Source organism: Streptomyces sp. LS1784, from assembly GCF_020103755.1.
Classification (GTDB): Bacteria; Actinomycetota; Actinomycetes; order Streptomycetales; family Streptomycetaceae; genus Kitasatospora.
The window spans coordinates 1-9,099 of sequence record NZ_JAHSQD010000339.1 but is presented as its reverse complement, the minus strand read 5'-3'; the positions used below and the strand labels follow the sequence as shown (position 1 = coordinate 9,099).

General features: G+C 72.8%; 11 protein-coding genes and 1 pseudogene. 5 read left to right on the top strand and 7 right to left on the bottom strand.

What is annotated here, in order from left to right:
• The 5 genes and pseudogenes from KS423_RS29905 to KS423_RS29885 all read right to left on the bottom strand — a co-directional run.
• Positions 1-525: pseudogene (locus KS423_RS29905) on the bottom strand (hypothetical protein); the annotation flags it as partial.
• Between the two features lie 116 nt (positions 526-641).
• Positions 642-1,805, bottom strand: a complete 1,164-nt coding sequence (gene mqnE / locus KS423_RS29900; protein ID WP_224282896.1) for an aminofutalosine synthase MqnE — start codon at positions 1,803-1,805, stop codon at positions 642-644.
• A 52-nt stretch (positions 1,806-1,857) separates the two neighbouring features.
• A complete protein-coding gene (locus tag KS423_RS29895) occupies positions 1,858-2,820 on the bottom strand; it encodes a threonine/serine dehydratase (RefSeq protein WP_224282895.1) in 963 nt (320 codons plus the stop codon).
• Between the two features lie 3 nt (positions 2,821-2,823).
• Positions 2,824-3,282 carry an Lrp/AsnC family transcriptional regulator gene (locus KS423_RS29890; RefSeq protein ID WP_030055719.1) on the bottom strand — a complete coding sequence of 153 codons (459 nt, stop codon included), beginning with the start codon at positions 3,280-3,282 and terminating at the stop codon, positions 2,824-2,826.
• Positions 3,283-3,401: 119 nt separating this feature from the next.
• Complete coding sequence (locus KS423_RS29885; RefSeq protein ID WP_224282894.1) at positions 3,402-4,085, bottom strand: UbiX family flavin prenyltransferase; 684 nt, start codon at positions 4,083-4,085, stop codon at positions 3,402-3,404.
• A gap of 90 nt (positions 4,086-4,175) precedes the next feature.
• On the opposite strand from KS423_RS29885, the gene KS423_RS29880 reads away from it, so the two are divergent.
• The 5 genes from KS423_RS29880 (at position 4,176) to KS423_RS29860 (ending at position 8,065) form a co-directional block, all read left to right on the top strand.
• A complete protein-coding gene (locus tag KS423_RS29880; RefSeq protein ID WP_224282893.1) occupies positions 4,176-4,919 on the top strand; it encodes a cyclase family protein in 744 nt (247 codons plus the stop codon).
• A gap of 67 nt (positions 4,920-4,986) precedes the next feature.
• The gene (locus KS423_RS29875; RefSeq protein ID WP_224282892.1) at positions 4,987-5,703 is read left to right on the top strand and encodes an MOSC domain-containing protein; all 717 of its coding nucleotides are present in this window, start codon (positions 4,987-4,989) and stop codon (positions 5,701-5,703) included.
• Between the two features lie 99 nt (positions 5,704-5,802).
• On the top strand, positions 5,803-6,195 hold the full coding sequence (locus tag KS423_RS29870; RefSeq protein ID WP_224282891.1) for a GntR family transcriptional regulator: 393 nt from the start codon (positions 5,803-5,805) through the stop codon (positions 6,193-6,195).
• A complete protein-coding gene (locus KS423_RS29865; RefSeq protein WP_224282890.1) occupies positions 6,192-7,076 on the top strand; it encodes an ABC transporter ATP-binding protein in 885 nt (294 codons plus the stop codon). Before KS423_RS29870 ends, KS423_RS29865 begins: the two co-directional genes overlap by 4 nt.
• Entirely contained in the window at positions 7,073-8,065 is a 993-nt protein-coding gene (locus KS423_RS29860) for an ABC transporter permease (RefSeq protein WP_224282889.1), read from the top strand. Before KS423_RS29865 ends, KS423_RS29860 begins: the two co-directional genes overlap by 4 nt.
• 1 nt (position 8,066) lies before the next feature.
• Here KS423_RS29860 and KS423_RS29855 read toward each other — a convergent pair whose 3' ends face one another.
• Both KS423_RS29855 and KS423_RS29850 read right to left on the bottom strand, forming a co-directional pair.
• On the bottom strand, positions 8,067-8,444 hold the full coding sequence (locus KS423_RS29855; RefSeq protein ID WP_224282888.1) for a VOC family protein: 378 nt from the start codon (positions 8,442-8,444) through the stop codon (positions 8,067-8,069).
• Positions 8,441-9,099, bottom strand: a 659-nt coding sequence (locus tag KS423_RS29850; protein ID WP_224282887.1) for a TetR/AcrR family transcriptional regulator, incomplete at its 5' end; no start/stop codon positions are given. The genes KS423_RS29850 and KS423_RS29855, both read right to left, overlap by 4 nt.

Genomic DNA, 9,099 nt, shown 5'->3' with positions numbered 1-9,099 from the left:
GTCGGGCTTGCTGACGCCCTCCGGGCCGGGGCCGTCGGCGGCGGCGATGCCGGGCTTGGCGTCGTCCTGGCCGACGGCGTACCAGCCGGCGGTGGCGGCGACCAGCAGCGCGGTACCGGCCATCACGGCCTTGCCGTGACGTTTCTGCTTGGCCTTGCGACGCCGTCCCCGGGCAGCCGTCCGGGCACCCGCCACGGGCGCGGCGGGCACGGCAGGCGCGGCGAGCACGACGGGCTCGGGCTCGAAGTACACGGGCTCGGGAGCGGGCTCCGCCTCGTAGTGGACGGACTCGGGGACCGGCTCGGCCCCGTACGGCTCGAACGGCTGGTCGTACGTCTCGAAGTACCCGTCAGGGCTCTGCGCGTACGGCTGGTACTCGCCCTGGTAGTAGCCCTGGTAGTAGCCCTGCTGAACCGGCTGCTGGTACGCCTGGCCGCTCTGGTACTGCTGCTGCGGCATCAGGTCGACCGGCCCCTGCATCGGCTGGTGCGGCGGGTAGGCGGTGGCACGATCAGAACCGGACATGCCTTCGATCCTGCCAAACGCCGTACCCGTTGGTAAACCCGGGCCTCGTGCGGAGGCCGTGAAGACCACCGCCGCCCGGGCCGGAGAGCGGCCCGGGCGGCAGGGATCTTCGCAGGTCAGAGGCGCATCGCCTGCGGGGACTCACGGCGCATCGGGTCCGGGCCGTCGTACTCGCGGATGACCTCGTAGCGGGTGTTGCGCTCCACCGGGCGGAAGCCGGCGTCCCGGATCAGCCCGAGCAGGTCGTCGCGGCCGAGCTTGTTCGGGGTGCCGAAGTTGTCCGCGTCGTGGGTGATCTTGTACTCGACCACCGAGCCGTCCATGTCGTCCGCGCCGTGGCTGAGCGCCAGCTGGGCGGTGGTGACGCCGTGCATCACCCAGAAGACCTTGACGTGCGGGACGTTGTCGAAGAGCAGCCGGGAGACCGCGAAGGTCTTCAGCGCCTCGGCGCCGGTGGCCATCTCGGTGCGGGCCATCAGCTTGTTGCGCACGACGCCGTCCTTGGAGTCGTGGAAGTCGTGCTGGTAGCGCAGCGGGATGAAGACCTGGAAGCCGCCGGTCTCGTCCTGGAGCTCGCGCAGCCGCAGCACGTGGTCCACCCGGTGGCGGGGCTCCTCGATGTGGCCGTACAGCATGGTGGCCGGCGTCTTGAGGCCCTTGCTGTGCGCGAGGCGGTGGATCCGCGACCAGTCCTCCCAGTGGGTGTCGTGGTCGACGATGTGCCGGCGGACCTCCCAGTCGAAGATCTCCGCGCCGCCGCCGGTCAGCGACTCCAGGCCGGCGTCGATCAGCTCGTCCATGATCTCGTCGGCGGACAGGCCGCTGATCTTCTCGAACCAGTGGATCTCGGTGGCGGTGAAGGCCTTCAGCGAGACGTTCGGCAGAGCCGCCTTCAGCTCCCGCAGCGAGCGCGGGTAGTAGCGCCACGGCAGGGTCGGGTGCAGGCCGTTCACGATGTGCAGCTCGGTGAGGGACTCGCTCTCCATCGCCTTGGCGAGGCGGACGGCCTCCTCGATGCGCATCGTGTACGCGTCCTTCTCGCCCGGCTTGCGCTGGAACGAGCAGTACGCGCAGGACGCGTTGCACACGTTGGTCATGTTGAGGTGGCGGTTGACGTTGAAGTGGACGACGTCGCCGTTCTTCCGCGTCCGCACGTGGTGGGCCAGCCCGCCCAGCCAGGCCAGGTCGTCGCTCGCGTAGAGCGCGATCCCGTCCTCGCGGGTCAGCCGCTCACCCGCGTAGACCTTCGCCTCCAGCTCGCGCTTGAGCCCTGCGTCCATGCGGTGCCCCGCCTCCTCCGACGTTCGATTCCTTGCCGGAACGAGCGTACGCCTATGCCGAGAGCAGCTCGGCGAGCAGTGCGGGGTCGATGTTGCCACCGCTGACCACGGCCGCCACCGCCTGGCCCCCGGTCTCGGCGGCACGGTGGAAGTAGGCGGCCGGGGCGACCGCCCCGGAGGGCTCGGCGACCAGCCGGCCGCGGCGGGCCAGCAGGGCCACGGTGGCCCGGATCTCGTCCTCGGTGACGGTGACGATGTCGTCCACGTAGGCGGTGACGTGCTCGAACGGCAGCACGCCGAGCGACGGGGTGCGCAGCCCGTCCGCGATGGTCCGGTAGGTGTCGGCGACCGGCCACTCGACCCGGCGGCCGGCCCGCAGGCTGGCCCGGGCGTCGGCGGCCAGCTCGGGCTCCACGCCGATCACCCGGATGCCCGGGCGGGTGAGCTTGAGCGCGGCCGCCGTCCCGCCGATCAGGCCGCCGCCGCTGACCGGCACCAGGACGGTGTCCAGCCCGGCCGGGGCGTCCTCGGCGATCTCCAGGCCGACCGTGCCCTGGCCCGCGATGATGAACGGGTCGTCGTACGGGGGCACCCAGACATAGCCGTGCTTCTCGGCCAGCTCGCCGGGCAGGGTGTCCCGCTCCTCCGGTGCGACCAGGATCACCTCGGCGCCGAACGAGCGGGTGGCCTCCACCTTCACCGCGGGCGAGGTGTCCGGCATCACGATCACGGCCTTGATGCCGAGCGTCCGGGCCGCGTACGCCACCGCCTGCGCGTGGTTGCCGCTGGACTGGGCGACCACGCCCCGGGACCGCTCGTCCTCGGTGAGCGCGGCCAGCCGGTTGTAGGCGCCACGGGTCTTGAAGGCGCCGGTCGGCTGGAGGTTCTCGGGCTTCAGCCAGAGCCGCCGCTCCCCCTCGGCCGCCCAGGGGGCGGGAACCAACGGGGTGCGCACGGCGACCCCCGCGATCCGCTGCCGGGCCGCGCGCAGTTCCTCCAGGCCGACCAGTGCCATGCGTCACTCTCCTACGGGAGGAAGTTCACTCACCCGGTTTTCCCACTTCGTGGAGAGTACGACGGTGGTGCGTGTCCGGGCCACACCCTTCGTGCCCGAGATCCGCTTGACCACCGACTCCAGGCCGGCCACGTCGGCCACCCGGACCTTCAGCATGTAGGAGTCGTCGCCGGCGATGAACCAGCAGTCCTCGACCTCGTTGAGGTCCTTCAGCCGGAACGCGACGTCCTCGTGGTCCGCGGCGTCGGTGAGCTGAAGGCCGATCAGGGCCGTGACGCCGAAGCCGAGCGAGGCCGGGTTGACCGTCGCCCGGTAGCCGGTGATGACACCGGCCTGCTCCAGGCGGTTGATCCGGTCCGTCACGCTCGGGCCGGAGAGCCCGACCAGGCGGCCCAACTCGGCGTAGGACGCACGGCCGTTCTCCCGGAGCGCCTGGATGAGCTGTCTGTCCACCGTGTCCATATACCGTCCGCGTCCTTCCGAACCTCTCCAGACCCACAGATCATTATCCGGATTCAAAGGCGCTGCGCGCCGACCGACCCGGATATCGCAGAGAAGATACTCTCCCGCCCTCGGTCTCCCTACTCCCCCTCAGGCCGAACGCCTCCGCTGCCGTCCGCCCGTCGGGCCGCCGCCCCCAACTCCCCTTCCCAGCGCAGGTACAGGGAATGCGGCACGTCGACGGCGTCCAGCACCCGTCCGGCCACGAAATCCACGAGCTCGCGCGCGGTGGAGCCGCCGGCGTAGAAACCGGGCGAGGCGGGCAGGACGACCGCCCCCTGTGCGTCGAGCTCCACCAAGTGCTTCAACGTCACCCCGTTGAGTGGTGTCTCGCGCACGCAGACGACGAGCGGGCGGCGCTCCTTGAGGGTGACGCTGGCGACGCGCTGCAGCAGGTCCTTGCTCAGGCCGAGTGCGATCCCGGCCACCGCGCCGGTGGTCGCGGGCACCACCAGCATGCCCTTGGCGGGGTAGGAGCCGCTGGACGGGCCGGCCGCGAAGTCCCCGGCGGGCCAGTAGCGGACGCCGTCCAGGCCGTCGTCCGGGCCCTCGGTACCGAGCCAGGCGGCGAGGTCGGCGCGCCAGTGGGCGTCCCGGAAGGAGATTCCGGTCTCGTCCAGGATGGTGAGCCGGGCGGCGCGGCTGACGATCAGGTCCACCGCCTCGCCGGCGGCCAGCAGCGCACGGATCACCGAGGCCGCGTACGGCGTCCCCGACGCACCCGAGACCCCGACCACCCATGGCTGACGCTTCGCAGTTCCCATGGGGCAATTCTGTCCCCGCTCCACGTGTGCGTTCGGCCCGGGCGTGCCGGGAGGGGCCCGGAAGCCCCCCGCCCCTGGAAGGATGGGCGCATGGCAGCGACCCTCGTCGACCTCACCCATCAGGTGACCACCGCGATGCCGGTCTACCCCGGCGATCCGGCCGTCCTGCTGGAGCCCGCGCTCACCACGGCCGCCGCCGGGGTGAACGTGCTGGCCCTGCACCTCGGCTCACAGTCCGGGACGCACGTGGACGCGCCGTACCACGTGGACGTCACCTGGCCGACCCTGGACGGGCTGCCGCTGGAGCGGTTCACCGGCCCGGCCGTGGTCGCCGACCTGCGCGGGCTGGAGCCCCGGGCGGCCGTCACTCCCGAGCTGCTGGCGCCCGCGCTGGAGCGGGCTGCCGAGGGCACCGTCCTGCTGCTGGCCACCGGCTGGGCCCGGCACTGGGGCACCGACGCCTACCTCGCCCACCCCAGCCTGACCCCGGCCGCCGCCGAGGCGATCGTCGCCGCCGGGGTGCGGACGGTCGGGGTGGACGCGCTCAGCGTCGACCCGACCCCCGACCCGGGCCCGGGTGACCCGGCCGTGGCCGCCCTGCTCGCCGACCTCACCGACGAGCACGACCACGGCACCGCCGACGAGCCCTCGCTCGCCGCGCACCGGGTGCTGCTGGGGGCGTCCGGCGGCGGGGTGATCGCCGAGAACCTGACCGACCTGCGGCCGCTGCTGGCCGCCCAGGAGGCCGGGCTGCCGGTGGAGGTCTCGCTGTTCCCGCTGCGGCTGGTCGCGGCGGACGGCGCACCGGTACGGGCGGTGGCCCGGCTGGGCTGAGCGGACGGTACGCCCCCCGACACTTGGTCTAGACCATCCCCCGTCAACGCCAGTACGCTTTCCGGCCATGGCTGAGATCATCGGAGTGGTCGAGCGACTCTGGCGCTACCCCGTGAAATCCACCGGCGGCGAGCGGCTCGACTCCGTCGAGGTGGACGAGCGCGGCCTGGCCGGAGACCGCCTCTACGCCGTCCGCGACGCGGCCGGGAAGCTCGGCTCGGGCAAGAACACCCGCCGCTTCCGCCGGATGGACGGCCTGCTCCGCCTCTCCGCCCGGCTCGGCCACCGGATCGACGGCCCCGAACTGTTCGACCCGCTCGGCCGCCCGGTCGAGCGGCCGAACGCCTTCCTGCGCGCCTACCTCCAGCGCGAGGACGTCGAACTCGCCCGCGAGGACGGCGTCTCGCACTTCGACCGGCTGCCGGTCAGCGTGCTCAGCACCGCCACCCTGGACTGGGTCCGCGAGGCCGTCCCCTTCGCCGTGGTCGACGAGCGCCGGTTCCGCCCCAACATCGTGCTGCGCACCCCGCCCGGCACCCCGCCGTTCGTCGAGGACGCCTGGCTCGGCCGCCAGGCGTCCGGCGAAGCCCCCGGCAGCGCCCGGCTCGCCTTCGTCGCCTCCAGCGAGCGCTGCGCGATGACCGGCGCCCCGCAGCCCGGACTGCCGCACGCGCCCGCGATCCTCAAGGCCGTGGTGCACGCCCACGACGGCCGGCTCGACGCCCTCGCCGAGGTCGCCACCCCTGGCCGCCTGCGGGTCGGCGACCGGCTGGTCCTGGACTGACCGACTCTCCGCGACCATTCGTCAACACCTCTTTCCGGTTGACGACTTGACCTTCGTGCGCCCATCCTGTCTTACTGTCATAAGACAGGAGAACAAGTAGTGATCGAGTTCGTCCTCGACGGCCGCTCGCGGGTCGCCACCTACATGCAGCTCGTGCTCCAGGTGAAGCAGGCCCTGCGGGTCGGACTGGCCCGGCCGGGTGACCAGCTGCCGAAGGTCCGCGAGGTGGCACGCGCCCTGGCGATCAACCCCAACACCGTCCTGAAGGCCTACCGGGAACTGGAGTTGGAGGGGCTCGCCGAGGGACGGCCCGGCGTGGGGACCTTCCTGGTCGGCACGCTGGCCGGTCCCGCGCTGGCCAACCAGGCCGAGCTGCGCGAGGACCTGGTGGTCTGGCTGCGCAGGGCCGAGGCTGCCGGGCTCGCCCACGAGGACATCGCCGCGCTGATCGACACCACGATGCGGGCCACGCTCAATTGGGGGAAGACATGACGGAAGTCGCGCTGGAAACACGAGGGTTGGGCAAGCGGTACGGCAAGGCCTGGGCACTGGAGGGCTGTTCGTTCCAGCTGCCGGCCGGGCGGATCGCCGCGCTGGTCGGCCCGAACGGGGCGGGCAAGTCCACCCTGCTGCACCTGGCCGTGGGCCTGCTGGAACCGGACGCCGGCGAGGTCCGGGTGTTCGGCCGCGATCCCCGGCAGGGCGTCGAGGCGCTGGCCGGGATCGGGTTCGTCGCCCAGGACACCCCGCTCTACCCGGACTTCACCGGCGACGACCTGATCACCATGGGCGGCAAACTCAACCGCCGCTGGGAGGCCGCCACCGCCCGGGACCGGCTGGTCCGCCTCGGCATCCCCCTCGACAAGCCGGTCGGCCGGCTGTCCGGCGGCCAACGCGCCCAGGTGGCACTGGCGTTGGCGCTCGCCAAACAGCCCCGCCTGCTGCTGCTGGACGAGCCGGTGGCCGCGCTCGACCCGCTCGCCCGACACGCGTTCATGCAGGAGCTGATGGGCGCCGTCGCCGAGAGCGGCACCACCGTCCTGCTCTCCTCGCACCTGCTCGCCGATCTGGAGCGGGTCTGCGACCACCTGGTCGTGCTGAACACCGCGCAGGTCCAGCTGACCGGCGCGGTCGACGACCTGCTCGCCGAGCACTGCACCCTGGTCGGCCCCCGGGTGGGCCCCGGTCCGGTCCCCGGCGTTGCCGCGGTCGTCCAGGCCAGCCACACCGAGCGCCAGTCCACCCTGCTGGTGCGCACCGACCGGCCGGTGGACGAGAGCGTCTGGACCGTCCACCCGGTCACCCTCGAAAACCTCGTCCTCGCCTACCTGGGCGCGGGCGACACCCGGCTCTCCCCGGAGGTGGCGGCATGACCTGGCTGATCTGGCGCCAGCACCGCAAGCAGCTGCTCTGGACGCTCGTCGCCCTGGCCGCGCTGACCGCCGTCATGGTGCCCACCGGCCTCGCCATGCGCGGCGCCTACGACCACAGCGGCCTCGGCGCCTGCCTCGCCGGACTCGGCCACGAGACCATGCTGACCGGGGCCGGCGGCTGCGAGGGCCTGAACCAGCGCTTCCAGAACCAGTACGGCGGGTTCGCCTACGTCGCCATCCTGTTCGTCCTGCTGCCGGTGCTGGTCGGGCTGTTCTTCGGCGCACCGCTGGTCGCCCGCGAGGTGGAGAACGGCACCCACCGCCTGGTGTGGACCCAGGGGATCAGTCGGCGGCACTGGGCGCTCGCCAAGTTCGGCCTGGTCGGCGGCGCTTCGGTGCTGCTCGCGGTCACGTACGCGCTGGGCGTGGCCTGGTGGCTGGGGCCCCTGGTCGCCTCCGGCCTGGGGCGGCTGGGCTACCTGAGCTTCGACGTCCAGGGCGTCGCCCCGATCGCGTACACCCTGTTCGCGGTGGCACTCGGCGTGTACACCGGCACGGCGGCCCGCAAGGTGCTGCCCGCCATGGGGATCTCGCTGGCCTCGTTCGCCGCGGTGCGCGTCCTGGTCGAGACGGTGGCCCGCCCGTCCTTCCTCCCGGCGAAGACCGCGACGTACGCGGCGGAGAGCGGGCTGCTCCCCAACCGCTACGCCGGGGACTGGGTCTACGACCAGGTGGTGCGCAACGGCTCCGGCGAGGTCGTGCTGCACGACGGGCAGATCGGCTGCCCGCCTCCCGGGGACCCGGGGGCCGCCGACTGCGCCAGGAACATGGCCGAACACGGCTTCGGCGCCGGGCCGTACACCAACGCGCTGGAGTACCAGCCCGCCGACCGGTTCTGGACCTTCCAGGCGATCGAGTCGGGCCTGTTCCTGGCCCTGACCGCGCTGCTGGTGTTCCTCGCGGTACGGCGGATCCGGCGGATCTCGTGAGTCAGGCCCGGTGGGCGCGGACCAGGCAGAAGAAGTGCCCGGCCGGGTCGGCGTAGATCCGCCACCCGCCGGCATCGTGCAGCCGGACGGCGCCGAGGGCGAGCACCTGCCGCTCGGCGTCGTCGAGGTCCGCCACCTCGACGTCCAGGTGCGCCTGCTGCGGGTGCTCCGGCTCGGACCAGCGCGGCGGCCGGTGGTCGGCGACGCCCTGGAAGCAGAGCACCGCGCCGTCGTCGAGGTGCAGCGTGGACCAGTCCGCGCCCAGCGACCAGCGCCGGTCCGGGCGGTCCACCTCGCCGCCGAGCAGGTCGGCGTAGAAGCGGGCCAGCACTGCCGGGTCGGGGCAGTCGAGCACGAGGCACTGCAGTGTGCCGATCACGGTTCTCCTCGGGTCGGGGTCCGGTCCGCACAGTCTGCCCCGGGGAGGGCGACCGCCCGCAGGTAGGAGTCGGCGAACAGCGCCGTGGCCTCCTCCACCGCGGGCAGCGCGGCACCCAGCACCGGGCTCAGCACGGGCCGCAGCAGCAGGTGGGTGACCACCGGCCCGAACAGCAGCTGGACCAGCACCGGGAACGGCAGCGGCCGCAGGCGGCCGGCCTCGACGTGCGGCAGCAGCAGCCGGCCCAGACAGTCCAACAGCCTCGGGAGGCTGGCCGTCATCACCCGGGCGGCGGGGCCGTCCGGCCGGCTGAACAGGTCCCCGAAGACCGCCGGAACGATCCGCGGTTCGCAGGTGAAGCTCGCCACGAAGGTCCGGTAGAGCGCCCGGACGGTGTCCTCCAGTCGCTCCGGCGGGTCGGCCGCGAGCACCTCCAGGTCCGGCAGCGGGCCGTACTGCTCGAAGACGGCGGCGAGCAGGCCGTCCCGGCCCTCGAAGACGGTGTGCAGGCTGGGCACCGAGCACTCGGCACGGTCCGCGACGGCGTCCAGGGTGACCGCGCCCAGGCCCCGCTCGGCCACCAGCCAGGCCGCCGCCTCGACCGCCCGCTCCCGCACCGGCGGTCGTCCGCCCGGGTCGTGGCCCGCCCGCCGGA

Excerpts from the sequence above, each read along its gene's own strand:
- mqnE (WP_224282896.1), bottom strand. The coding sequence starts at position 1,805 with ATGGACGCAGGGCTCAAGCGCGAGCTGGAGGCGAAGGTCTACGCGGGT.
- KS423_RS29895 (WP_224282895.1), bottom strand. The coding sequence starts at position 2,820 with ATGGCACTGGTCGGCCTGGAGGAACTGCGCGCGGCCCGGCAGCGGATC.
- KS423_RS29890 (WP_030055719.1), bottom strand. The coding sequence starts at position 3,282 with ATGGACACGGTGGACAGACAGCTCATCCAGGCGCTCCGGGAGAACGGC.
- KS423_RS29885 (WP_224282894.1), bottom strand. The coding sequence starts at position 4,085 with ATGGGAACTGCGAAGCGTCAGCCATGGGTGGTCGGGGTCTCGGGTGCG.
- KS423_RS29880 (WP_224282893.1), top strand. The coding sequence starts at position 4,176 with ATGGCAGCGACCCTCGTCGACCTCACCCATCAGGTGACCACCGCGATG.
- KS423_RS29875 (WP_224282892.1), top strand. The coding sequence starts at position 4,987 with ATGGCTGAGATCATCGGAGTGGTCGAGCGACTCTGGCGCTACCCCGTG.
- KS423_RS29865 (WP_224282890.1), top strand. The coding sequence starts at position 6,192 with ATGACGGAAGTCGCGCTGGAAACACGAGGGTTGGGCAAGCGGTACGGC.
- KS423_RS29860 (WP_224282889.1), top strand. The coding sequence starts at position 7,073 with ATGACCTGGCTGATCTGGCGCCAGCACCGCAAGCAGCTGCTCTGGACG.